Origin of the sequence: Streptomyces sp. SCL15-4, from assembly GCF_033366695.1 — a bacterium.
Lineage (GTDB): Bacteria > Actinomycetota > Actinomycetes > Streptomycetales > Streptomycetaceae > Streptomyces.
The window spans coordinates 4,834,558-4,854,179 of record NZ_JAOBTQ010000001.1 but is presented as its reverse complement, the minus strand read 5'-3'; the positions used below and the strand labels follow the sequence as shown (position 1 = coordinate 4,854,179).

Annotated in this window: 38 protein-coding genes; 6 read left to right on the top strand and 32 right to left on the bottom strand. The window is 72.1% G+C overall.

The window, feature by feature from the left end:
• From SCK26_RS21610 to SCK26_RS21600, 3 genes are read right to left on the bottom strand one after another with little or no spacing between them, the layout of a single operon-like run.
• On the bottom strand, positions 1–375 hold the full coding sequence (locus SCK26_RS21610; protein WP_318202960.1) for a hypothetical protein: 375 nt from the start codon (positions 373–375) through the stop codon (positions 1–3).
• Positions 372–1,319 carry a P22 phage major capsid protein family protein gene (locus SCK26_RS21605; RefSeq protein ID WP_318202959.1) on the bottom strand — a complete coding sequence of 316 codons (948 nt, stop codon included), beginning with the start codon at positions 1,317–1,319 and terminating at the stop codon, positions 372–374. The genes SCK26_RS21610 and SCK26_RS21605 overlap by 4 nt, the downstream gene beginning before the upstream one ends.
• 25 nt (positions 1,320–1,344) lie before the next feature.
• A complete protein-coding gene (locus SCK26_RS21600) occupies positions 1,345–2,139 on the bottom strand; it encodes a hypothetical protein (protein ID WP_318202958.1) in 795 nt (264 codons plus the stop codon).
• A 141-nt stretch (positions 2,140–2,280) separates the two neighbouring features.
• Between SCK26_RS21600 and SCK26_RS21595 the strand changes: the two genes are divergently transcribed.
• Positions 2,281–2,454, top strand: coding sequence for a hypothetical protein (locus tag SCK26_RS21595; RefSeq protein ID WP_318202957.1), 174 nt, complete (start codon positions 2,281–2,283; stop codon positions 2,452–2,454).
• On the opposite strand, the gene SCK26_RS21590 is transcribed toward SCK26_RS21595, so the two are convergent.
• The 13 genes from SCK26_RS21590 to SCK26_RS21530 form a co-directional block, all read right to left on the bottom strand.
• The gene (locus SCK26_RS21590; protein ID WP_318202956.1) at positions 2,451–3,566 is read right to left on the bottom strand and encodes a phage minor capsid protein; all 1,116 of its coding nucleotides are present in this window, start codon (positions 3,564–3,566) and stop codon (positions 2,451–2,453) included. The genes SCK26_RS21595 and SCK26_RS21590 overlap by 4 nt on opposite strands.
• A gap of 13 nt (positions 3,567–3,579) precedes the next feature.
• Positions 3,580–5,094, bottom strand: a complete 1,515-nt coding sequence (locus SCK26_RS21585; protein WP_318202955.1) for a phage portal protein — start codon at positions 5,092–5,094, stop codon at positions 3,580–3,582.
• Positions 5,075–5,287, bottom strand: coding sequence for a hypothetical protein (locus SCK26_RS21580; RefSeq protein WP_318202954.1), 213 nt, complete (start codon positions 5,285–5,287; stop codon positions 5,075–5,077). Before SCK26_RS21580 ends, SCK26_RS21585 begins: the two co-directional genes overlap by 20 nt.
• Positions 5,284–6,561 carry a PBSX family phage terminase large subunit gene (locus SCK26_RS21575; RefSeq protein ID WP_318202953.1) on the bottom strand — a complete coding sequence of 426 codons (1,278 nt, stop codon included), beginning with the start codon at positions 6,559–6,561 and terminating at the stop codon, positions 5,284–5,286. Before SCK26_RS21575 ends, SCK26_RS21580 begins: the two co-directional genes overlap by 4 nt.
• Complete coding sequence (locus SCK26_RS21570) at positions 6,548–7,117, bottom strand: hypothetical protein (protein ID WP_318202952.1); 570 nt, start codon at positions 7,115–7,117, stop codon at positions 6,548–6,550. Before SCK26_RS21570 ends, SCK26_RS21575 begins: the two co-directional genes overlap by 14 nt.
• A gap of 64 nt (positions 7,118–7,181) precedes the next feature.
• Positions 7,182–7,607: a hypothetical protein gene (locus SCK26_RS21565; protein WP_318202951.1), complete on the bottom strand. Its 426-nt coding sequence runs from the start codon at positions 7,605–7,607 to the stop codon at positions 7,182–7,184.
• A gap of 281 nt (positions 7,608–7,888) precedes the next feature.
• Positions 7,889–8,050, bottom strand: a complete 162-nt coding sequence (locus tag SCK26_RS21560) for a hypothetical protein (RefSeq protein WP_318202950.1) — start codon at positions 8,048–8,050, stop codon at positions 7,889–7,891.
• 84 nt (positions 8,051–8,134) lie between these two features.
• On the bottom strand, positions 8,135–8,371 hold the full coding sequence (locus SCK26_RS21555; protein WP_318202949.1) for a hypothetical protein: 237 nt from the start codon (positions 8,369–8,371) through the stop codon (positions 8,135–8,137).
• A gap of 72 nt (positions 8,372–8,443) precedes the next feature.
• Positions 8,444–9,037 (bottom strand): hypothetical protein, encoded by a 594-nt coding sequence (locus SCK26_RS21550; RefSeq protein WP_318202948.1) that lies wholly within the window; start codon positions 9,035–9,037, stop codon positions 8,444–8,446.
• Positions 9,034–9,546 (bottom strand): hypothetical protein, encoded by a 513-nt coding sequence (locus SCK26_RS21545; protein WP_318202947.1) that lies wholly within the window; start codon positions 9,544–9,546, stop codon positions 9,034–9,036. The genes SCK26_RS21550 and SCK26_RS21545 overlap by 4 nt, the downstream gene beginning before the upstream one ends.
• A complete protein-coding gene (locus tag SCK26_RS21540) occupies positions 9,543–10,196 on the bottom strand; it encodes a hypothetical protein (protein ID WP_318202946.1) in 654 nt (217 codons plus the stop codon). The genes SCK26_RS21545 and SCK26_RS21540 overlap by 4 nt, the downstream gene beginning before the upstream one ends.
• Positions 10,196–11,068, bottom strand: a complete 873-nt coding sequence (locus SCK26_RS21535) for a protein transporter Sec31 (RefSeq protein WP_318202945.1) — start codon at positions 11,066–11,068, stop codon at positions 10,196–10,198. The genes SCK26_RS21540 and SCK26_RS21535 overlap by 1 nt, the downstream gene beginning before the upstream one ends.
• A 153-nt stretch (positions 11,069–11,221) precedes the next feature.
• Complete coding sequence (locus SCK26_RS21530) at positions 11,222–11,377, bottom strand: hypothetical protein (protein ID WP_318202944.1); 156 nt, start codon at positions 11,375–11,377, stop codon at positions 11,222–11,224.
• Positions 11,378–11,567: 190 nt separating this feature from the next.
• On the opposite strand from SCK26_RS21530, the gene SCK26_RS21525 reads away from it, so the two are divergent.
• The 4 genes from SCK26_RS21525 (at position 11,568) to SCK26_RS21510 (ending at position 12,766) form a co-directional block, all read left to right on the top strand.
• Complete coding sequence (locus SCK26_RS21525; RefSeq protein WP_318202943.1) at positions 11,568–11,867, top strand: helix-turn-helix domain-containing protein; 300 nt, start codon at positions 11,568–11,570, stop codon at positions 11,865–11,867.
• A complete protein-coding gene (locus SCK26_RS21520) occupies positions 11,860–12,237 on the top strand; it encodes a DUF6221 family protein (protein WP_318202942.1) in 378 nt (125 codons plus the stop codon). Before SCK26_RS21525 ends, SCK26_RS21520 begins: the two co-directional genes overlap by 8 nt.
• A 97-nt stretch (positions 12,238–12,334) precedes the next feature.
• Entirely contained in the window at positions 12,335–12,517 is a 183-nt protein-coding gene (locus SCK26_RS21515; RefSeq protein ID WP_318202941.1) for a hypothetical protein, read from the top strand.
• Between the two features lie 75 nt (positions 12,518–12,592).
• Positions 12,593–12,766 (top strand): hypothetical protein, encoded by a 174-nt coding sequence (locus SCK26_RS21510; protein ID WP_318202940.1) that lies wholly within the window; start codon positions 12,593–12,595, stop codon positions 12,764–12,766.
• Positions 12,767–12,977: 211 nt separating this feature from the next.
• On the opposite strand, the gene SCK26_RS21505 is transcribed toward SCK26_RS21510, so the two are convergent.
• Positions 12,978–13,184: a hypothetical protein gene (locus tag SCK26_RS21505; protein WP_318202939.1), complete on the bottom strand. Its 207-nt coding sequence runs from the start codon at positions 13,182–13,184 to the stop codon at positions 12,978–12,980.
• A 24-nt stretch (positions 13,185–13,208) separates the two neighbouring features.
• On the opposite strand from SCK26_RS21505, the gene SCK26_RS21500 reads away from it, so the two are divergent.
• Entirely contained in the window at positions 13,209–13,547 is a 339-nt protein-coding gene (locus SCK26_RS21500; protein WP_318202938.1) for a DUF6233 domain-containing protein, read from the top strand.
• A 216-nt stretch (positions 13,548–13,763) separates the two neighbouring features.
• Here SCK26_RS21500 and SCK26_RS21495 read toward each other — a convergent pair whose 3' ends face one another.
• The 15 genes from SCK26_RS21495 to SCK26_RS21430 all read right to left on the bottom strand — a co-directional run bounded on the left by SCK26_RS21495 (position 13,764) and on the right by SCK26_RS21430 (position 19,618).
• Positions 13,764–13,991: a hypothetical protein gene (locus SCK26_RS21495; RefSeq protein WP_318202937.1), complete on the bottom strand. Its 228-nt coding sequence runs from the start codon at positions 13,989–13,991 to the stop codon at positions 13,764–13,766.
• Positions 13,988–14,743: a hypothetical protein gene (locus SCK26_RS21490; protein ID WP_318202936.1), complete on the bottom strand. Its 756-nt coding sequence runs from the start codon at positions 14,741–14,743 to the stop codon at positions 13,988–13,990. Before SCK26_RS21490 ends, SCK26_RS21495 begins: the two co-directional genes overlap by 4 nt.
• Positions 14,744–14,839: 96 nt before the next feature.
• A complete protein-coding gene (locus SCK26_RS21485) occupies positions 14,840–15,079 on the bottom strand; it encodes a hypothetical protein (protein WP_318202935.1) in 240 nt (79 codons plus the stop codon).
• Entirely contained in the window at positions 15,076–15,276 is a 201-nt protein-coding gene (locus tag SCK26_RS21480; RefSeq protein WP_318202934.1) for a hypothetical protein, read from the bottom strand. The genes SCK26_RS21485 and SCK26_RS21480 overlap by 4 nt, the downstream gene beginning before the upstream one ends.
• Before the next feature lie 2 nt (positions 15,277–15,278).
• Positions 15,279–15,599 (bottom strand): helix-turn-helix transcriptional regulator, encoded by a 321-nt coding sequence (locus tag SCK26_RS38010; protein ID WP_412080769.1) that lies wholly within the window; start codon positions 15,597–15,599, stop codon positions 15,279–15,281.
• A complete protein-coding gene (locus SCK26_RS21475) occupies positions 15,596–16,282 on the bottom strand; it encodes a hypothetical protein (protein WP_318202933.1) in 687 nt (228 codons plus the stop codon). The genes SCK26_RS38010 and SCK26_RS21475 overlap by 4 nt, the downstream gene beginning before the upstream one ends.
• Before the next feature lie 2 nt (positions 16,283–16,284).
• Positions 16,285–16,491, bottom strand: coding sequence for a hypothetical protein (locus tag SCK26_RS21470; RefSeq protein WP_318202932.1), 207 nt, complete (start codon positions 16,489–16,491; stop codon positions 16,285–16,287).
• Positions 16,488–16,634 carry a hypothetical protein gene (locus SCK26_RS21465; RefSeq protein ID WP_318202931.1) on the bottom strand — a complete coding sequence of 49 codons (147 nt, stop codon included), beginning with the start codon at positions 16,632–16,634 and terminating at the stop codon, positions 16,488–16,490. Before SCK26_RS21465 ends, SCK26_RS21470 begins: the two co-directional genes overlap by 4 nt.
• Positions 16,631–17,215, bottom strand: coding sequence for a hypothetical protein (locus SCK26_RS21460; RefSeq protein ID WP_318202930.1), 585 nt, complete (start codon positions 17,213–17,215; stop codon positions 16,631–16,633). Before SCK26_RS21460 ends, SCK26_RS21465 begins: the two co-directional genes overlap by 4 nt.
• On the bottom strand, positions 17,212–17,433 hold the full coding sequence (locus SCK26_RS21455; RefSeq protein ID WP_318202929.1) for a hypothetical protein: 222 nt from the start codon (positions 17,431–17,433) through the stop codon (positions 17,212–17,214). The genes SCK26_RS21460 and SCK26_RS21455 overlap by 4 nt, the downstream gene beginning before the upstream one ends.
• A gap of 103 nt (positions 17,434–17,536) precedes the next feature.
• The gene (locus SCK26_RS21450) at positions 17,537–17,737 is read right to left on the bottom strand and encodes a hypothetical protein (RefSeq protein WP_318202928.1); all 201 of its coding nucleotides are present in this window, start codon (positions 17,735–17,737) and stop codon (positions 17,537–17,539) included.
• Positions 17,734–18,342 carry a hypothetical protein gene (locus SCK26_RS21445; protein WP_318202927.1) on the bottom strand — a complete coding sequence of 203 codons (609 nt, stop codon included), beginning with the start codon at positions 18,340–18,342 and terminating at the stop codon, positions 17,734–17,736. Before SCK26_RS21445 ends, SCK26_RS21450 begins: the two co-directional genes overlap by 4 nt.
• A gap of 98 nt (positions 18,343–18,440) precedes the next feature.
• Positions 18,441–18,650 carry a hypothetical protein gene (locus SCK26_RS21440; protein WP_318202926.1) on the bottom strand — a complete coding sequence of 70 codons (210 nt, stop codon included), beginning with the start codon at positions 18,648–18,650 and terminating at the stop codon, positions 18,441–18,443.
• Between the two features lie 71 nt (positions 18,651–18,721).
• A complete protein-coding gene (locus SCK26_RS21435) occupies positions 18,722–19,186 on the bottom strand; it encodes a hypothetical protein (protein ID WP_318202925.1) in 465 nt (154 codons plus the stop codon).
• Positions 19,187–19,258: 72 nt separating this feature from the next.
• On the bottom strand, positions 19,259–19,618 hold the full coding sequence (locus tag SCK26_RS21430) for a hypothetical protein (RefSeq protein WP_318202924.1): 360 nt from the start codon (positions 19,616–19,618) through the stop codon (positions 19,259–19,261).
• Positions 19,619–19,622 lie beyond the last annotated feature (4 nt).

The window sequence follows — 19,622 nt, the reverse complement described above, 5'->3', positions numbered from 1 at the left end:
CTACGCCTCCTCGCCGTACTTGGCGATGAGCAGCTCCTTCGTCAGCTGCGGGATCTCCTCCCGCTCCTCGTCGGACACGGCCCGCTTGAGCGCGTAGTCGATCCACACGTCCTTGTTCGCGTTCTTGGCGGGCGGGTCCCCGGCGTCCTCCTGCTGCTCCTCGGCCTCCGCCTGCTCGCGCGCGCGGGGGCTGTCCGGGTCCGTCGGCGCGGTACCCGGGGAGGCCTGCGGCCGGGACAGGACGCCGTCGGGGCGGACTGGGCCGGGCGTCTCGTCGTCGCGGAGGCGGGTCCAGTTCGGCAGCGCCTCCAGACGGGCGTCCTCGGCGTCGCGCTCGACCACGTCGCCGGTGTTCTCGTTCCGGTAGCGGATCATGCGGCGTCAGCTCCCTTGATCAGGACGGCGCGGTTGGCGTCGAGGGTCTTGGTCCCGTACAGGCAGTCGATGCTGACGATGCTCTGCTTGTACTTGATGTCGTAGTCGTAGACGACGCGGAGGGCGAACCCCTCGAAGTCCATGATCGTCGCGTCCTGGGCGCCCGGGGGGACCTCCAGCGTCCGCGTGACGAGGGCGAACGCGGTGCGGTGGAAAGCGAGATCCACCTCGGTGGTCGGCTGGCCGGCGGCCGGGGACGCCGCCGGGCCCGCGATGTTCTGCGACATGTACGGGGTGAAGCCGCTGGCGTCGGCGCCGAACTGCGCCTGCGTGAGCCCCACCGTGGAGCCGCGCTCGTTCGCCGCGCGCCAGATCTTCTCCGCCATCCACCGGGCCTTGGTACGCGGGCCCACGACGACACGCCGCTCGTCCTGCGGGACGTTCTTGGTGTCGAGGACGGCGCCGGCCTCGATGAGGACGCGGGAGTCGGACCACGGGTACTCGCCGCCGTAGTTGTGGTTCTCGCCGTCCGCGTTCTCGGTGACCGCACCCACTTCCTGGGTGATGTCGTCGCGCAGGGCGAGGAGGTCGCGGTCGATCTTCTCCGCGATCGCCTTCATCATCGGGTCAAGCAGCTGGACGCCGAAGTCGTTGATCTCCAGGGTGAGCTGCTCGGTCGTCACCGGCACCGAGACGTCCGCGAAGTGGTTCAGCGTGACGGGGAAGCCGGTCTCGGTCGCGTTCTGCGTGACGATGCCGGTCGCCCGGTTGAACTCGGTCGCGGTGAACACCGCGGGCTTGCGCACCGTGATGGTGTCGCCCTGCCGGCCCTGGAAGTCCGGCTCGAAGTCCCTGTGGACGAGCTGCGCCATGGTGGTCGTCTCGTACAGGGTGGCGAGCGCCCTCGTGGCGATCTGTTCGGGGGTGAGGAAGGTGTTGGCCACAAGGGCCTCCCATCGGGTCGGAGGCTCAGCGGCGTCCCTTGCGGTACGCCTCGCGTTGCGCCTCGATGCTGTTCTTGTCCTTGGGCTTCTCAGAGCTGCCGGAGAAGTCGCCGTTGCTGCGCGGGGGCGCCTGGCCCTGCGCCTTGAGCTTGGGGTTGTCGGCGACCGCGGCCTTGATGGCGGCGGACACGGCCTTCGCGAACCCCTCATCGGACGGGTCGAGATCCTTGATCGACGCCAGGAAGGCGCGGCTGTCGGTGAGCGCCTCGGGATCCGCGCCGTGCTTGCCTGCGCTGCGGTACACGGCCAGCTCGATCGCCGTCTCCCGGTGTGCCGCAGTGGAGCGCTCGATCTCCGCCGTCAGCTTCGCCGGGTCGGGTGCCTCGTCCTTGTCGTCCTTGATCAGGCCGAGAGCGCGGCCCATCTGCTGGACGAGTTCGGCCTTGGCCTCCTCGGCGGCGTTCTTCTTCGCCGTGGTGCGGGCCTTCGCGGCGTCGGCGTTCGCCTGCTTCAGCTCCTTACGGAGCCGCTCCAGCTCGGCGGCCGGGTCCTCGTCCTTCTTCGCTGGCGGCTTCGGCTTCGGCTTGCCGTCGACCTTGCCCGCGTCGCCGTCCGAGGTGTCGTCATCACCGGTCCCGCCGGCGTCGCCGTCCTGGTCCTCGTGGGTGCCGTCGTCGTCACCGCTGTCGCCGCTGTCGGATCCGGAGTCGTCTCCGTCCCCGCCGTCGGCGTACAGGTACGGGGCGAAAGGGCCCGTGGCGTAGGGGTGCGCCCAGCCGCCACCGGCGAGCTGGAGCCTGGGGAGGGTTCGCTTCTGCATGCGTGCACTCCTGGTGCGCGTCGGGGGTGTTCTGCCCCGCGCCTGGCGGGGGTTGTGCGATCCGGCCCGCACCCGGCGGGCCACCCGCCCCGGCTGTCCGAGGTGGGAAGTACGGTTGGGCTCCCAGCAGAGGGAGGGATCATGAGCGACAAGCTGACCGAATGCCGCGTATGCGGAGCTGCCGTTGCCAACTACGCCCGTCACAACACCTGGCACGAGGCGCTGAAGAACGTGCTGCCGAGCTTGGAGCGCGAGGTGGAGAGGGTCGCCGCGCAGAAGAAGGCGGAAGGACCGGGACGCTTCCGCCCCATCTAGCGACTCGTCGTGAGCTGTTCTCGGTGGCTCTTGCGCGGCAGGCCCGTCTCCGTGACCAGCTCACGCACCCGCCCCTGATACGCACGCACCCGCGCCCGCGCGGCCGTACGCCGGGCATCGTCCAGGGCAGCGGTCTCCAGCCGCTTCCACTTCCGGATCTGCCGCTCCAGGTACCGCTGCCGCTGGGTGTCCTCGTACGTGCCGCGCGACGGCTGCGCCTCCGGGACCCGTGATACGCCCGGGAGGTAGGCGCTCACGCTATGGCGGCAGTTCGGGTGCATCAGTCCGGCCGCCCGCGCTTGCGGCAGCGACCCGGCCACCCGCACCCTGACCGTGCGGCCGTCCTCCACGGCGTGTTCCATCCGGACCTCGCGCGCGCCCGGCGCGCCGGTCCGGGCGAGGATCTGCCGCTCCCACGGCCGGCACACCGGGCACTCCTCCGGGGCCTGTGACACGATCACCAGGTCCACCCCGGCCGCGCCGAGTCGGTCCGTGTGCGCCTCGATCGCGGCCCGGCCCAGGACCGACCGCATCGCCATCTCGGTGTACGAGCGCATGTCCCACGCCCGGCCGGAGCGGTCGATGAACCCGGTGACGCCCCGGCTCGCGAAGGCATCGAGCGCGGACTGCGCGGCCTGCCGGCGGGTCTGCACGCCCAGGGCCGGGGCCGCGGCGGCGTGGGTGATCACGTCCCGGTAGGTGTCGAGCGTGGTCCGCAGGATTCGCAGGTGGACGGCGCCGGTGTCGGCCACGGCGGCGCGGGCGAGCCGGTCCACGACCGGGGCGGTCGGGACGGCCTCTGCCACGGCGAGCACTCGGCCGGGAGGCAGGGCGCCCAGTTCGGCGACGGCCGCCTGCTGCCCGCGGTCGTACGCCTCCGCGACGGCTTGGTGGATCGCGCCGGCGGCGTCGGCCTGGAGCGCGGTGATGACCGCTTCGATCGCGGTCTGGAGGTTGCCGACCGCGGCCAGCTTCATCTGGACCCAGGCGGGCGAGTCGATGCCCGCCGCCAGGGCCTGCCGGACTCGCTCGATGAGGACGCCCTCGGCGGCTTCGTACAGGTCGGCGACCGCTGCGGCGAGGTCTTCGGCCATGGCCGGGGAGACGGGCACGGCCGATCACCCCCTATGGCAGCGCGCCGGTCTGCATCGGGTCCGGCACCGCGATGCCGTTCTCCTGCTGGATGCGCTCCACCTCGGCGGCCACCTGCGCGTCGTCCCACTCCGGGTTGACCATCCGCACCAGCGTGTCCGTGGACGCGGCCTGCGCCCGGCGCAGCACCTCCGCCGTGTTCGCCAGCGACAGCGGATCTTCCTGGACGCTGTCGGCGAACTCAACCGTCGGCCGCTGCGGCACGACGCGGCTGTTGAAGACGGTCTGGTCGACGGCCAGCAGCGCCTCGATCACGTGGGCCAGCGCCGGCCGCCAGCGCAAGACCTTCCTGCCGCGCGTCGTCATCGACCGGCGCTCCCGCGCGGTCACCTCGGTGGCCGTCACCGCGACGTCCCCGCCGATGCCGAACGTCTGGCCCGAGTAGCCGGCGCTGCGGAGGATCTGGTTCACCAGATCCTCGGCCGTGTCCCGGTGCTCCTGCACGCGGATGGCGAACTGGACCGCGGTGAGCTGGTTGCTGGCGTCGGCCCGGGCCAGCATGTCCAGCCCGGCATACACCTCTCGGTCGGGCGACCATGAGGCGCCGCGGCCGGGCCCGTTGGACTGGAGGTAGGCGTTCGGTGTGATGACGCGGCCCTTGCCGAGGCGGATGTCCCGCATCCAGCTGGAGTAGGTCTCGTCCAGAGCGTCCATGAGCGGCTCGACGCCGTCGAGGTCGCTGCGGCCCAGATCCTGAAGGCGGGGTTTCGACCGCCACCGGCGGGACGCCTGGTTCGGGATGTAGGCGACGTCGAGGCCGGTGTATCCCGTGGGGATCGCGCCCTCCTCGTTGATGGCGGTGGCGAAGCCGGCGGTGGCCGGGTTGTCCTCCAGCGGTACTGGCCGGCCGAGACGGTCCTCGGTGCCCTGGTACAGGCCGTGCAGGATCACGCCCCGCTCGTGGCGCTCCAGGTGTCGCCAGACCTGTCCGTCTTCCTCGCCGACGACCTTCCAGAAGGTCACGGCGGCGAGCCGGCCCCACCGGAACTCGGGGATGCCGCGGTCACCGTGGACGGCGTCAATCCACGGCCGGTCTGCGATGTCGGTGTCGTAGACCGGGCGGAGGTACACGCCCCCGAGCGCGGCGCCGATCTCGGCGGCGGTCTGGAGGGTGGCGAGCATGCCGTCGTCCGTCAGCTGGTCCAAGCGGGTCTGGGTGGTCTCGTCGTCCACGGCCACCGTTGGCGGCTCGGAGAACAACAGGTCGGCGCTGCCGCCGCACAGGTCCCCGGCGATCGGCACGTGGAGCTTGGTCCGGCGCTCCCCAGGTGCGATCGGCGTGCCCCACCACCAGCGGGCGATCCGGCCGACAACACCGCCGGCGTACTGGAGGCGCTTGGGGTCGGGGGCGCCGCCGCTGCTGCCGCCGTAGAGCTGCTCCAGGCGGTCGGGGTCGCCGGACCACCAGGTGTCCCAGGTGTGCATGGCGTCCAGGGCCGGGGCGAGGTACGGCGGCGGCCAGACCGTGTCACCCGTGGGCAGCGGCATCCGGCACCTCCTCGTCGTCCGTGGGCAGGCTGTCCAGTCCGTCGGCAGCCTCGCGCAGCAGCGCGGCCACGGCCGGCCTGATCGAAGTCTCCGTGTCCTTGCCTACTTCGAATTCCACCCACCCGGCCAGGCAGGGCTCGGCGGTGCTGCCGACCTGGAGGTAGACGGGCAGGCGCACGATCGGCCCGGTCATGCGGCCACCTCCAGTTGGGTCGGCAGGTACGGGCGCCACAGGGCCTCCGTCGTCCGCACCCCGTATCGGAGCGCGTCACAGCTGTGGTCGTCCTGCTTGATGGGCTTGTCCTCGCCCTTCTCCGCCGCGTCGTCGTCCCAGGAGTAGCCCGGGATCTCCTCGATCAGGCCGGTGGCCGACGGGTGGATGCGCAGCCGATCGCCAGCGAACAGCGAGGACACCGTGCGGATCCCGTCCACAACCGAGTTGTCAGCCGCCGTCACCCCTGACACGCCATCGCGGTGCAGCTGCTCGATATACGACGCGGCCGACGGGTCAACGATCGTCCACTCCGGCTGCACACCCAGCACGTTCGTGGTCGGCTGCGGAACTGCGGCCAGCCACCGGCGCCGCGCCAGGCTGTACTCGGCGTCGGTCATCTTGCGCCGCTGAGCCCGGGAGTCCCACCGGTATTCCGACACCACGTACAGCCGTTGGTCGGCTCCGATGCCGAGCAGCAGGTCAGCGTACGGGTTGGTCGTGCCGTAGTCGATGGCGTCGCACAGCCAGCGGTCGATCCGAGGGATGTCCGCGGTGACGTGTCGCTCCGGGTCGAACGCCTCGTAGATGGCGCCCTCGGCCTGCACCCAGTGCCCGAGGATGTTCCGCCGGTAGAACAGGCCGGTGTACGTGGTCTTCAGGAAGGCGACGTACTGCGGGTCGAGGTACGGGTTGTCGTCCAGGGTGAAGTGCCACGACCGCAGCCCGGTCTCGGCCGGCCGCTTCAGGTACTCCTTGCGGAACCAGTGCGCGGGGTTGTCCGGGTTCGTCGTCGTGTAGAGCCGCGCACCGCGGACGGAGCAGCGAGCGAGGAGCTGGTCGAAGAACGTCTTCGGCAGCGTCGTCGCCTCGTCCACGTAGGCGCCCGAGCAGGTCATACCCCGGACCTTCGGCTCGGCCTTCGCATCGTTCGCCCCAAGGACGTGCACGATGCGGCCCATGATGTGCGCGATCGGCGCGCCCGGGTTGTACTTGATCTGCTTCGCGAGACTTCCGAAGATCTCCGGGTTCGTGAGCGGCTGGATCACGTTGCGGTACAGCGAGTCGCGGGTGCGGCCCACCATCACCAGCTCGCCGCCGGCCGGGGCGTCCGCGACGAACGCGAGCCAGCAGATCAGCGAGGCGATCGTCTTCCCGGACCGGACCGAGCCCTCCCATGCGTTGATGCGCGCCGTCGCCTCGACCACCGAGATGATCTGCTTCCGGGATAGCGGCAGCGCATCAAGGAGACTCACCCTCCGCCTCCTCGCCGCCGGCCTCCTCGGCGACGGCGAGGTTGTACGCCGCCTTCAGGCCGACCATCAGCTGGCCAAGCATCGAGCGCGCGTCCTCGGCGCCGGAGTCCTCGGCCGGCGGTACGAGCTTCAGCGACTTCTCCAAGGCGATGCCGGCCGCAGCCATGAGGTTCTTCTTGTCCATCGCAGGCGGTTCATCGACGTGCCTGGAGTTGTAGTTGTTGTCCTTGCCACCGAAGTTGTAGATGACGGCGGGCTCCCACATGGACTGGGTGAGCTTGAGGGCGTCCAGGTGGAGGTCGATGGCGGTCTCGGCGCGCAGTGCGGCGAGCTGGGCGACGCGGTGTCGAGTGGCTTCCTCGGTCATTGTGACGTCGAAGACGAGGCCCAGCTCGGCGGCGATGACGGAGACGGTGCGGGGGCCGCGGCCCATCTCGCGGGCAATGGCGTTGCGGCCGAGGCCCTGAGCGTGGAGGCGGCGGACCTCGTCGTAGTCGGCCTCGGTGACGGGCCGTTGGTCCTTGCGGAGGCCGTTCTTGCGCGGCGGAGTGGGCACGGCCACCTCCTCGGAGCATGCGAAGGCCCGGCCTCGCTGGGCCGGGCCTGTGTGGTGCCGGTGGTCAGACCTTGCAGAACCCGATGCGCTTCAGCGTTGCGTTGATCTGCTTGCCTTGCGTTTCGGTGGTGGTGACGTCCTTGTACGTGAACCGCTGCGCGGCCAGCCAGTCGATCCGCTTCACGCCCTCGCCGTTGATCGCGGAGCACTGGTTACGGGCGGCGTCGACGGCCTTGTCCTCGTACCGGACCACGTCGGGCGCAGTCTGCTTCAGCGCGTCAAGGAGCTGCTGTCGCGTCTCTCCGGTCGGCCTGGGCGGCATGCCGGCCTTCCGGGCGATCTCGTCCTTCTGCTGCTGGGTGAGGTCGTGTGCAGTGGCTGACGGCTTCGGCTTCGCGTCGTTCTTCGCGCTGTCGTCGCTGCTGGAGCAGGCGGTGAGGGCGAGGAGCGCGGCGGCGCTGACGGCGGCTGCGGTGATGCGGGTGTTCATGTCCCCCCTAGGACGGTGGCTGAGGGGCCATGATGCCGGATCTGGTGCTCCTGTTTCCGGGCATGCCAGATCTGCGAGCCATGGTGCGGCATGATCGCCGGAACGTCAAGTGCGGTTGAGGTCCGTGCAGATGCGTCGGCCCCGCCGCCACGAGGGGGACGGCGGGGCCGACACGGATCGGTCCGAAGGTGAGATGTCCGGCTACCCGGTCCGGATCATCACGGCGGCGCCCACGGTGCCTTCCTCGGCGGTGCCCTCGCGGGTGGCGTGGCAGGTGGTGATCATCGGTTCTGCTCCGTCTTCGGCGTTCCGGGGATCGGCTTCGGCGGGGTGGGGAAGTGCCCGCCGCGGGACGCCTGGTACGTCGTCTCGTGCTGGGCCCGCTGCTCGGGGGACAGCCGTGCGCGCAGTTCATCTTGGGAGATCGATCGGCGGAAGGCCATGATGGCGGTCCTATCTCGTGGTTGGGATGGGACCGGGGCGGCCGGCTAGCTGCCAGGCGGACGGCCGCCCCGGGGCATGTGGCGTCAGCCGTCGTAGTGCTCGGCCGTGACGGGAGCGGTGTCCGGCATCGGCACGTCGGCCGGTTGCGGCCAGACCGAGCAGCGTCGCGATCCGGCGTAGTAGGAGTGCTCGACGCGGTTCTGCGTGAGCAGGGAGTCGGCGAGCTTGGCCGTGTCGTCACCGATGAGGACGAGCGTTCCGCTGCTCATCCTGCGGCCGGTGTCCAGGCGGGTGATCATGTAGGCGTAGCGCGTAGGCATGAGGCATTCCAGAGGTAGACGGGCACGTAGACGGGCGGTAGGTCGCGGTAGATGAGCCGGTAGACGCGCAGGTCAGGCGGCGGTAGATGCCTCGGTAGACGTCTCAGTGGTGGCCCGCCGGGAGAGGGTCGGATCGACCCGCAGATCCGCCCTCCGGACGCCCCGCGTGGGGCTCTTACTGCCGGCCACCTTCACCTTGGGATGGACGGTGATCCCCAGTGCCTCCAGACGCACCCTCAGGTCACTCACCGTCCAGCCCCTCGCGAGGTCCAGCCCGTGGAGGTGGGCGAGGACCGTGCGCAGGTGCACTGCGTCGCCCTCTCCCATGAGGTCCAGCAGCATGGTCCGGACCGCGCTTGCGTCCAGCTCCACGGGGGTGTCGGCGGCCGGTTCGGAGGGGGACTTGCTGGCGCGCCAGGCGGCGACCACCCAGGCACCGCATAGGAGCCACAGCAGGGTGGGCGCCGCGCGGACCAGACGCCACAGCAGGTACAGGCCGAGGACGAGCAGGGCGGCGCGGACCCAGCAGCCGATGACGGCGGCGAAGCCGGTCAGGTCGTACCGGTAGCCACGCTTGACCCAGGCGGCAGCGCGCCGACCGAGGCGGCGGGTGACGGTGACGGAGCCGGTGGCGAGTCGCTCGGCGGGGCGGGCGAGACGGCTCACAGGACACCCGCTCCCCGGAAGGCGGCGACGACCGCGTCCCCGGCGCCGTTCAGCGCGCCCGGCAACCACGCCAGCATGCCGGCCACCCCCGCGGTCAGCAGGAAGTTGCTGCCCACGAACGCTCCACCGAGTATCCTGCGCCTGTCCTTCTTCGCCGCTGCCTTGTACTCCAGGACGACGAGGAAGACGGCCAAGACCGCGATGACCGCGCCGGTCATGCCGAGCCCGACGAGCTGGCCGGTGGTGAGGCCACTGCCCGACGTTGTGCCGCTGGTTGCGACGCTGGTGCGCGCTCCTGCGCCGTTGGCGGCGGTTCCGGTGTGGGTGTGGGTCCAGCCGAGGAGCCCGCCCGGGCAGGCCGCGGCGCACGCAGCGGCGCCAAAACCCTTGCCGAACGGAGCCAGTTGCTTCATCTCTCGGCCGCCCTTCCACCAAGGGTGGAGGTTGGCGAGCAGGATGAGCAGGGCGACGAGCAGGCCGCCGAGGGTGAGGGTGGTGGTGCTGGTCATCGGTGGACTCCGGTGAGGAACTGGAACGGGTCCCACCAGCTGAAGACGCCGAAGGCGCCGAGCATGGCGGTGACGAGAAGGGCTCGGGGTACGGCCCGGCCGGTACGCCGGTCCAGGGCCCAGGCGGCGGCGAGCGCGACGCCGGCCACGACGTAGGCGGCGAGGATGCCGCCTTCCGTGCGGAGTTGGTGCAGCGTATGCGCCCAGATTCCGACCGGGCTCCGGCCGACAACCCACGGCACGAGGGCGGCGAGGAGCGCGACGAGCATGCGCCAGGTGACCAAGGCGTCCCACAGCCGCTCCCACAGGCGCGGCGGGCGCTCATCCTCCACGGGGACGAGGATGACCTCGTGAACGTGGCGGTGGAGGACGACTTCGGCGGGCGGTGGAGGCGGTGGTGCGGCCGGGGGCGGGCTGGTGACGACGGGCGGGGGCGGGGGCGGGGTGCGCCACGGCGGGGCCTCGCCGGGCTCGGGCGGGCGCGGCGGCAGCGGGGCGCCGGCGGGGATAACGCGGGTGGGCGTGACCGGGCGGCGGGGCTCGGGAATCGACACGGTGGGCTCCTGGTGGCCGATGGGGCGGGCGCCGAGGCGGCGAAGGTGGTGGCGGGCGCGCAGCTCGTCACCGCCGGGCGACGGCTGCGCGGCCATCAGGCGCCGACCTTGAGGGCGCGGAGGTAGCGGTCGACGCTGCTCTGCGGCACGTCCTTGCCGGTGGCCTTCCGGACGGTCCGGAGGACTGCTTCCGGCTCCCGGATTCCGGAGTCCCAGGCATTCCGGACGGCTTCCTGCGTGGTCACGCGGCCGGACCGGATCGGGCTGACCGTGGCTTCCGGATCCTCCGAGGCACCTTCCGGAACTCCGGAGGGCTCCGGATCCGCGGATCCGTTCTCCTCCGTGGCTCCGGCGAGGCTGCGCTGCTCGGCCTCCACGAGGGCCTGGCCGCGCTGGAGTTCGCGCCGGATCGGGATCATGGCGAGCTGCCCGTCGACTGCGGCGCGGCGCTTGGCCACCCACTGCTGGGTGAGTGGGTCGAGCGGCCGGGCGTGGACGCGCATGGCGATGGTCCAGCCGCCCTTGGCGAGCGCGGAGACGAGCGCGCCGACGGCGCCGACTACCCACTGCTCTGTGACGAGGTAGCCGTCGGCGAAGACGGCGCCCATCGAGATCAGCAGGGCGACGTGCCCGACGCGGCGGGGCAGCGCGGCGCGATCGGGGTCGTAGCGCAGCAGCCACTCGACGCCCATGCACATGATCCATGCGGCGTCGAAGGCGACCGCGGCCCCGTAGGCGACGGCCGCGACGACGGACATGGCCAGGAGGGCGCCGATGGAGGCGGTGGTCCAGGTGAGGGAGACGGTGACGAGGAGGCCGGCGCCGAGGGTGACGGCTGTGCGGATGAGCTGGTCCCAGTCGCGGGGCGGTGCGGGGACCTCGATCTTCTCGCGGTCGAGGACCATCTCCGTCTGGCCGTCGACGGTGAGGGGGACGAGGCGGGTCCGCTCGATGGTGCGGGTCTTCACGGTGCTCCTCCGGGAGCAGGGGGCCGGCCCCCGCGGACGGGGTTGGTTGGGGTGCGGGGGCCGGCGGTCTGGTGGGTCAGTGGAGGTGGCGGCCGAGGAGGAAGGCGCCGAGGATCAGCGGCCAGGCCATGGCGAAGATGCAGAGGGCGCGCATCATGCGTGGGCCTTCCAGCCGAGGCGCTCGCGGACGTCGGCGGCCTGGGCGTAGTCCTGCTGGCACGCCTGGACGGTGGCGGGCTCGGCGATGATCCGGCTGGGCTGGGGTTGCGGTGGGGTGGGCTGCTGCTCGGGCTGGTCGGTACGCTCCATGGCGGACCTGCTCCTTCGTCGCGGTTGTGGGTGGGTCCGCCCCCGGCCATGTGGAGCTGCAACTCCGGCCGGGGGTCTTGTTGTTGTGCGGCGCGGGTCTCAACTCCCGCACTGTATGGTGACCATACACTAGATGTGCGGTCACCATACAGCGCTCTGGGGAGGCCCGCCGATTCAGGAAGGTGCGGGCGTGTCAGACGAGGAGGTGCGGCGGGTGTTCGACGCTCTTGACGCGGTAGAACGCATCGCTGATCCGGAGGAGCGCTCGCGGGCGCAGGTTCAGATCACGGCGGCGACCCGGGAACGGGCGGCTCGGTGGGCTGCGGAACGCGCTCAGCTGGCGCACCGGTTGCGCGATGAGGAGGGGGAGTCGGTGCGGGGTATCGCGCGGCGGCTCGGGGTGACGCCGAGCACGGTGCAGGACCTGCTGCGGGGCTACAAGGGGTCGGGCCAGAACCGGCCCCGGGCCACGGAGGCGTCGGATGGATGAGCTGGTGCGGTGGCTCGGCGAACAGCTCGACCGAGATGAGCGGATCGCCCGCGCGGCCGACGACTCGCTCGGCAAGGTGAACCTGGACTGGGTCTACCAGCCGGAGGACCCGACGGGCGGCAAGGTGGTCTCGGCGCGTGGCTACGACCTCATCCCCGATGTGCCGGCCGGTCTCGGTGCGCACGTCGCTGAGTACGACCCGCGCCGGGTGCTGGGCGAGATCGACGCCAAGCGGCGCACGCTGATCCGCTGCCAGGAAGCGATGCTCGCCGCGAACCCGATGCTCGTGCACTTCGCCACGCAGACCGTCTGGGAGATGGCCCGGTCCTACGCGGGCCGGCCCGGCTACCGCGAAGAGTGGCGGCCGTAGGCATCAGGTTTGGCCACCTTCTATCCAGTAGGCGCCACCAGTGGCCAGTAGCCACCACGGCTCGTAGTCATCGAAACCCCGACCGAAGGAGATCGCCATGACCCACGACACCGCCACCACCTTCGAGAGCGACGAGGAGCCGGACGCGCACCACGACACCCTCCTCGGCCGCCAGTTCGCCGGGCTCAGCGAGGAGTCGGCCAACGCCGTACGCCGCGAGATGGCCCGCCGGGAGGCCGCCGGGCTGCCCGCCGTACCTGAGATGAGCTGGGAGGACTAGCCTCCGCACCCCGTCAGCCCCCGTCACGCGCGCCGAGACGGGGGCTTCGTCACGCCCGGGCCTAAGATCCACGCCGTGGACCTACCCGATGATCTGATCGCACTGGAGCGTGCCGCCGAGGAGCAGCGCGCGAAGATGGCCGGCCTGGACGGCGAGGAGTACGAAGGGCAGCGCAGGGCCTGGCGGACGGCGGCCGAGGCGGTGCAGGCGGCGATCACCGTGCACGCGGAGGAGGACCCGGCAGGGTGACGCTGGGGCCAGCCCTGGGTCAGCGGGTCGAGATGCGGTACTCCCCGACCCGCGGCATCACGCGGAAGAAGGCGGCCAGGCGCTGCCCCGCCTCGGCCGCGGAGGGCTGCGACGCAGACGGTGGAGTGGGCCTGTGCCGGTCTACCTGCCGGCGGGCGCGGTCGAGGCGCGGGTACGGGCGGTGGGCCATGGTGCTCAGGATGGCAGACGGTCACGGCTCTTCGGGCCAGCTCGTCAACAGCTCGCCCGCGTCCTCGTCGGTGAGGGTGATGCGGGCGCCGGGGCAGCCCCAGGAGCCGACCCACCGGGACAGCTTCCGTCGGGCGGTCGACTCGTCGTTCCACCAGCCGTGCTGGACCGGCCGACCACCGTTGGTCAGCAGGAGGTGGTAGCGCCCGGGGCACGGCGTGCTCGTCACGGCCACCATCCTATTATCGAACATGTGAACGACTTGCCGCCTGACCTGCCCCGTCTCCGCACCCTGGAGACGTGGCTCGCCCACACCCTCAATCGGGTGCGGCGGCAGATCGGCGAGCTGGAGCGGCAGGAGCAGGAACGGCAGCAGGGCGCACAGGCCCGGCCGCCGGCCCCGGATTGGCTGCTGGAGCTGGGCATCGGCCGGGACTCGCCGCCGGTCTACGTCCACGAAGGCGGGTGCTGGTCGACCGGGAAACGGGCGCGCGGGGTGTCCCGGGCCGCCGCGCTCCGGGCCCTGGTCGAGGGCGTCCCCGCCTGCCCGCACTGCCGGCCCGACAGCGCGCTCGGCTACCTGGACGGGTGAGGCACCAGCGCCTCTCGGCCCCCGTCGGGCGTACGGTCGGCTGCACACCGGGAGGGGCACCTCCGCGACGGCCCGCCGATCCTGAGGGACGGCGGGCCGCGTGCTGCTCGGGCGGCACAAGGGTCCCCATCCTCCGGCCGGAAGGCGGGCCCTTCACAGAGCAGTGCACCTAGGACTGCCGCTCCGCGCCGGGCGTTGCACCCGGATGCCGTGCGATCAGGATGTCACGGTCACCCATGCGACGACCGCCAAACTGGCCAGCAACAGGCACCAGCCGGTCAGCCGGAAGGCGATCCGCCTCCGGTCACGAGCCTCCTCGCGCCTCATGCGTCCGCGCCTCGCCTTCAGCGCCTCGATGCGTCGCCGCAGCGTGAACTGCCGAACGTCACGGATGCCGAGCGCTGCCCGCGCATACAGGCGAACCCGGAGGCAGGCCAGCCTCATGCCGCGATCACCCCGCCCTCCGCCCAGACCCGCCCGCACCCCGTGCAGTGCGCGACCGGCACCCGGCCCTCCCCACCGTGCACGTCGATCAGCCCACCGCACTCGTGCGGCTGCTCCAGGGTCCGGCGCTGCGCGGCGATGTCGAGGGCGCGCTCCAGGCGCTCGGCGGCGCCGGCCGCGACCGCGCCGATCCGCCGCTCCTCGGCCTCGGTCAGGCGCCGGCACGGGCCCGGCGCGCGCTCGACCCGCGCGAGGAGCCACAGCGCGGCGTACGGCGCGGTCCGGTGGCCGGTGTACCGCCAGCGCCGCGGGTCCCGCTGGTCTGCGAGCGCGAGCTGCTCGCGGCGGCGCCGGTCGGCGGCGGCGATGTCGGCGTCGCGCTGGCTGGCGTACGGGGCGACGGCGGTACGTCGGGCGGTCGGCTGGGTGATCGGTGCGCGCTGGGCGGCGTGGGCGATGTCGTCGGCGCAGGCGACGAGGGCGGCCTCGATGACGCGCATGGTGTCGAGGATGTGCAGGCGGACCGGGACGGGGCGGTCGCCGAGCTGAATCGGGTCGCGCTCCAGGGAGCGGAGGTAGGCGGCCTGGAGGCGGTCGTACTCGATCTGGTCGGCGTCGGCCTGGTCGAGGCGGGCGAGGTAGCCGCGGAGGCCGAGGCCGAAGGCGCCGACGGTGACGGGCTGGCCGGCGGCTTCGGCGAGGTCGGCCCAGTGCAGGGCGATCGTGCGGAGGTGGGTGGCGGCGGTGCTCATCGTGAGGCTCCTGTGGTGCTGCGGGGCGGTACGGTGATCAGCACCGAGGGGGCGCGCCTGGTCTGGGGAGATCGTGGGCGCGCCCCTGTCGCATGGTCAGCGGCGGGTGCGCCAGCCGGTCACGGGCGGCCGGGCGCCGACCTGGACCACGTAGCCGATGACGTCCTCGATGAGGTCGGCCTCCGTGTCCCGGGCGTCGAGGGTGAGGTGGATCATGCGGTCCCGGAGCGTCGGGGCGGTGTGCTCGGTGATCTCGCCGGTCCTGAAGAGCTTGTGGATGGGTCCGTCGCCGTCGCGGTGGTGGCGGAGGATCTGGCGGACCTGGGCGTCCTTCATGAGTGCTCCCTGCGGTGCGGGTGGGTGGTGTGGTGTTCGCGCTGCTCGAACAGGTCCCGCAGGGCCTGGTGCAGCTTCTGGTCGAGGACGGCACGGCGGGCTTCGCGGCGGGCGGCGCGGGTCTCGGTGATGTGGCTGGCGAGGTACCAGCCGATGATCTGCATGGCGAGGATGGCGACGATCTGCCAGACGGACATGGTCAGCCCTCTCCATTTCCAGCGCCGCAGGTGTTGCATCTGAAGCCGTCCGGAGGCACGCCCTGGCACCGCGTGCAGGTGGGTACTTCACCGAACAGCGAGCCCGGAGTCACGCCGAACGCGGCAGCCAGCGCCACCAGGTCGTCAGCCGTCCATGCCCGACCGCCCCTCTCCGCAGCGTTGATCGCCTGACGGGACCACGCTGGTACGCCGCGCTGTTCTGCGATGCGGCGTCCTGCCTCGGCCTGCGAAATGCCTGCCTTCTGCCGCAGGCGCTTGAGGTGTTGGCCGATGCGGCGGGCCGCCGGTCCGTGTGCGGTCACCGGTTCCTCGCGATCTCGCAGCGCCCGCGCTCGGTATGCATCTCCGAGCAGACCGGCCCGCAGTGCTGCGCCAGCTCGGCCGTCCACGCCGCGATCCCGGCGTACTTGGCCTCGGTGGTGTGGCCGTCCCACAGCGCGCGGACGTCCAGGGCGTCGACCCGCTCCACGTGCTGGAAGAGGCTGGTGTCCCGGGGTGCGATGTGCCAGGAGCACTGCCGGCCGCCGAGGGTGAGGTAGACGATCTGCCAGCCGGGCTCGTCCACGTCCTGGGCGTCGGTGATGACCGCGCCGTCGGTGAGGGCGGCGAGGAGGGCGACGAGGTGTGCCCGCTCGCGGTACGCGCCGTCCCGCTCCTGCTCGGCGGTGTGCCGGGCCTCGCCGACGTCGCGGAGTTCGCGCTCGCGCTGCTGGGCGATGGCCTCCCAGTCGACGGGCGCCGGCTGCTCGCCGAGCTTGCCGTCGATGTATGCGCGGCCGACGGCGGCGGCCAGTCGCTGCTCCACGGTCTCGGCGGCCTGTTCGGCGGTGCGCCCATCGAGGATCTCGATGGCCGAGGCGAGGCCGGTGAGCATGCCGGACAGGAAGACCTGGGCGGGTGCGGCGGCTGGCGCGGCGAGGTGCCGCTTCATCTCGTCGGCGAGGGCCTTGATGTGGGTTCGGGTGTGCTGGTCGGTGGCTGGCATGGTCACTGCTCCTGGTTCTGATCGGTGGGCGGGGCGATGGGCGAGCTGGTCGGCAGGCGCACGGGCATCGGGCGCACCGTGCTTCGGCGTGCGATCCGTCGCAGCTCTGCGTTGATCGCTCGTTCCATGGAGGCGCCGAGGCGGTGGGTCCAGGTGGTGCCCGGGGCGGGCGTGTGGTCGCCCCGGGGTGTGCTGGACGGGCCCGTCACCGGGCGCTCCGGCGCCGTGCCCGGATGCCGTGCAGGGTCTCGGTGAGGCAGGCGATGCCGGCGGCGAGGAAGCACAGGCTGCCGATGCCGGCGCAGGCGAGGGCCGCGAGCACGAGCGCGCCGGGCGTGGCGGGGAGGTTCACGGCGTGGCTCCGTCCTGCGGCGCTGTGGTGGTGGGCTGCTCGGCGCCGTCCAGGGCGGTGGCGATGTCCCGCCACATCACGAACGGCGTACGGAGGGAGCGCACCCGCTCGATGGCGGCCTGCGCCTGCTCCAGCTCGGCGCGCGCGGTCTCGGCCTCGCGCATCTCGGTCTCCACGTGCTGGCGCAGGATGCGGGCTTCGTCCGCGGTGAGGGTGCGGCCGTGCTGGACACGGGTGACGAGGACGAGGAGGGACTCGCGGCGGGCCCAGCGGAGCATCTGCTCCTCGTCGGCGGCCGGGGCCGGGCGCTCGTCGTCGGACTCTTTAGCCAAGCCGTGCTCGATGGCGAAGGCGCGTGCCTCGCAGCAGCTGGCGGCCTCGCGGAACCCTTCGGGGTCGATGTGCCGCAGGATGGCGGCCATGTCCCGCAGCGCTGCGGGTGCCGCCGTCGGGGCGCCGTCGGTAGCGTCGGAGCGTTGCTGCGCCGTGAGGGTAAGGGCGTCGGCGATGCGTCGAACCTGCGTGGTCAGGGCGTCGATGGCGTGGGCGACGGCCCGCGCGTCGGGGCTCGGCTGGGTCATCGCTGCGCCCTCTTGGCCGCCTGGCGCCGTGCGCGCCAGATGGCGAACTGGAGGCCCGGGCGAGTCCGTGCTCGGCCGGACGCGATGCGGTCGAGACCGATCCACGCCTGCCAGACGTAGGGACCGGTGCCGTGCACCTCGACGTCGAGGCCGTTGGTGAGGGGCAGAGGGGTGGCGGGGCTGCAAGAGCCATCGGGGTTCTGGCGGGTGGTGCTCACGTGGTGGGGTCCTTCCGGGTAGTGGGGCGTGGGAGGTAGAGCCAGTGGGCGCAGAGGACGCCGGTGGTGCTGGCGACGAGGACGACGTAGGCGAGGACGGCGGTCACAGGTACGTCCCGGTGAGCGGGATGGTGGTGGCGGTGTAGAGCTGGCGGAGGGTGGCGTGCTGTCCGCGGAGGTCGGAGCTGGGCCGGTAGCGGCGTTTCCGCCGGCGGCGGGCGGGGGCGCAGCGGCAGGTGTCTGCCTGGGGCGTCGGGGCGTTGGCGGGGAGGAAGTGGCCGCGGGGGCAGCGCGGGCGGTTCATGGCTGCTGCCCTCCGTCCGCGCGGTCCAGGAGCTGGCGGGCCTCGCCGAGGTAGCGCTCGCGGTCGGCGTCCGGGAGCTGGTCGTACGGCGGTGTGTCTCCGGTGAGGGCGGTGGCGCCGGCGAGGAGGCGAGCGAGGGAGTCGACGGTCAGGCCTGCCACGGGCTGCTCCGCCACTGCGACGGGCTCCTGCTGCCCGCCAGCCAGCCGACGCAGCCGGTCCACCTCTGCCTCGGCGTTCAGGGCCCGCTTGTGCATCTCGTTGTAGACCGACCAGAGCACGGGGCGTTCCGTCCCGGCGGCGTACCGCTGTACTTCCTCCATTAGGGCGTTGTTGGTCGCGTCGGCGCGGCGGAGTCCGGCCTTGTACTTCGCGCGCAGCTGCTCGATCTCGGCGGCCCGGTCGGCGGGCGGGCCGGGCGGGAGCACCTCGCGGCCGACGTACGCGGCGACGCGCACGGTGATGGTCGCGGCGAGGTCGGCGATGCCGGCCGGGGTGCCGAGGGTGAGCGGGGTCTCGCGCAGGGCGTCGGTGACGACGCGGACGAGCGGGGCCAGTTCGGTGAGGTCGGGTTCGGCGGTGGTGGCGCGGTCGGTCACGGTCACTCCGGATGTCTGGTGCGGGCGGGCGGTCGGGGTGTGGGAGGCTGGGGCCGGCCCGGCCGCGGTACAAGCGCGGCCGGGCTGCCTTACGTGCGGGGTGGTCACCGCTGGCCTGCGTCCCAGCAGTCCGGGCAGACGTGCCGGCCGTGGGGGCGGCGGTGCCAGCCGCGGGCCAGTGGCGCCGCCTCTGCTGCCTTGACGGTCTTGGGGCTCGCGCCGGAGACGTACAGGTCGGACATTGTGGTGTTGTCGCAGAGGTGGCCGTCCTGCCGTCCGTTGCAGGACAGGAACACGAGCCGGTGAGCTGTCACGTTGCTGCTCCTGGTGGTTGGTGTGGGGATGGTCACGGCCGGGCGGCAGACACGGCGGCGCAGCGCGGCGGTCACTGGCCCGTCTCGACCGCGGTCCACGCGTCCACCGCGCGCCGGACGCTGTCGGCCTCGTGCCAGTACGGCGCGTACCCCTCCGGCACCGGCTCGCCGGCCAGCAGCGCCCGCACCACCGCCACAACGGCAGCCGGGTCCGACCACCGGCCCAGCTTCGGCAGAACCTCCGGGTCACGCTCCAGCCGCCCGTCCCGGCCCCGCCGCGCCCACATCCACGACTCGACCGGGTGCTCCCACACCAGCACCACGCCGTACGGCGCCACGCCGTCGCCGATGGCCGGATGGTCGCCGTCCCACTCCAGGACCGCGGTGAGCATCGCGGCGATCCCGGCCAGGTCGTCATCGCGGTACCGGTCGAGGTCGGCGTCGGAGGTCCAGTGGTCGTTGGGCTCCAGGCCGGCGGCGGTGAGCGCGGTGGTGACCGCGGTGATGTACGGGTCGTGCGGGAGGTCGTGGGTCATGAGGCTGGTGTCCTTCGGGGTGGTGGGTGGATATCGCGCGGGGGCCGGTGGAACCGGATGAGCGCGGAGGGGCTACGCCGCGAAGAGGTCGAGCTGCTCGGTGTGCTCCGGTGCTGTGCTGGGTTCCGGGATGGGCTGGTGGCAGTGGCAGTTGCAGCGGGTGTGGCATTCGCGGTCGGCGAGGTAGACCGTGGCCTGTCCGCGGTCGAGGCCGGCGGAGCCGCGGCAGGGGAAGGGGCCGAATCCCTGGCCGATGACGGTCTCCGGTTCGGTGCCCCACCAGGCGACCCACTGGTCGTGGCCGCATGCGTCGTGCTCGCCGCGCTGGCAGGCGTTGGAGACGCCCTGGCACGGGCATTCGGGGTCGGCGGGCGGGATCTCCTTGGGAGCCAGGACGTGTTCCCGGACCCACATGGCCTGGTCGGGGGTCATGCGC

Bases quoted from the DNA above. Each gene is read 5' to 3' on its own strand.
- SCK26_RS21610 (WP_318202960.1), bottom strand. From the start codon at position 375: ATGATCCGCTACCGGAACGAGAACACCGGCGACGTGGTCGAGCGCGAC.
- SCK26_RS21600 (WP_318202958.1), bottom strand. From the start codon at position 2,139: ATGCAGAAGCGAACCCTCCCCAGGCTCCAGCTCGCCGGTGGCGGCTGG.
- SCK26_RS21595 (WP_318202957.1), top strand. From the start codon at position 2,281: ATGAGCGACAAGCTGACCGAATGCCGCGTATGCGGAGCTGCCGTTGCC.
- SCK26_RS21585 (WP_318202955.1), bottom strand. From the start codon at position 5,094: ATGCCGCTGCCCACGGGTGACACGGTCTGGCCGCCGCCGTACCTCGCC.
- SCK26_RS21580 (WP_318202954.1), bottom strand. From the start codon at position 5,287: ATGACCGGGCCGATCGTGCGCCTGCCCGTCTACCTCCAGGTCGGCAGC.
- SCK26_RS21565 (WP_318202951.1), bottom strand. From the start codon at position 7,607: ATGAACACCCGCATCACCGCAGCCGCCGTCAGCGCCGCCGCGCTCCTC.
- SCK26_RS21560 (WP_318202950.1), bottom strand. From the start codon at position 8,050: ATGGCCTTCCGCCGATCGATCTCCCAAGATGAACTGCGCGCACGGCTG.
- SCK26_RS21555 (WP_318202949.1), bottom strand. From the start codon at position 8,371: ATGCCTACGCGCTACGCCTACATGATCACCCGCCTGGACACCGGCCGC.
- SCK26_RS21545 (WP_318202947.1), bottom strand. From the start codon at position 9,546: ATGACCAGCACCACCACCCTCACCCTCGGCGGCCTGCTCGTCGCCCTG.
- SCK26_RS21540 (WP_318202946.1), bottom strand. From the start codon at position 10,196: ATGGCCGCGCAGCCGTCGCCCGGCGGTGACGAGCTGCGCGCCCGCCAC.
- SCK26_RS21530 (WP_318202944.1), bottom strand. From the start codon at position 11,377: ATGGAGCGTACCGACCAGCCCGAGCAGCAGCCCACCCCACCGCAACCC.
- SCK26_RS21520 (WP_318202942.1), top strand. From the start codon at position 11,860: ATGGATGAGCTGGTGCGGTGGCTCGGCGAACAGCTCGACCGAGATGAG.
- SCK26_RS21515 (WP_318202941.1), top strand. From the start codon at position 12,335: ATGACCCACGACACCGCCACCACCTTCGAGAGCGACGAGGAGCCGGAC.
- SCK26_RS21495 (WP_318202937.1), bottom strand. From the start codon at position 13,991: ATGAGGCTGGCCTGCCTCCGGGTTCGCCTGTATGCGCGGGCAGCGCTC.
- SCK26_RS21490 (WP_318202936.1), bottom strand. From the start codon at position 14,743: ATGAGCACCGCCGCCACCCACCTCCGCACGATCGCCCTGCACTGGGCC.
- SCK26_RS21485 (WP_318202935.1), bottom strand. From the start codon at position 15,079: ATGAAGGACGCCCAGGTCCGCCAGATCCTCCGCCACCACCGCGACGGC.
- SCK26_RS21480 (WP_318202934.1), bottom strand. From the start codon at position 15,276: ATGTCCGTCTGGCAGATCGTCGCCATCCTCGCCATGCAGATCATCGGC.
- SCK26_RS21475 (WP_318202933.1), bottom strand. From the start codon at position 16,282: ATGCCAGCCACCGACCAGCACACCCGAACCCACATCAAGGCCCTCGCC.
- SCK26_RS21460 (WP_318202930.1), bottom strand. From the start codon at position 17,215: ATGACCCAGCCGAGCCCCGACGCGCGGGCCGTCGCCCACGCCATCGAC.
- SCK26_RS21450 (WP_318202928.1), bottom strand. From the start codon at position 17,737: ATGAACCGCCCGCGCTGCCCCCGCGGCCACTTCCTCCCCGCCAACGCC.
- SCK26_RS21435 (WP_318202925.1), bottom strand. From the start codon at position 19,186: ATGACCCACGACCTCCCGCACGACCCGTACATCACCGCGGTCACCACC.
- SCK26_RS21430 (WP_318202924.1), bottom strand. From the start codon at position 19,618: ATGACCCCCGACCAGGCCATGTGGGTCCGGGAACACGTCCTGGCTCCC.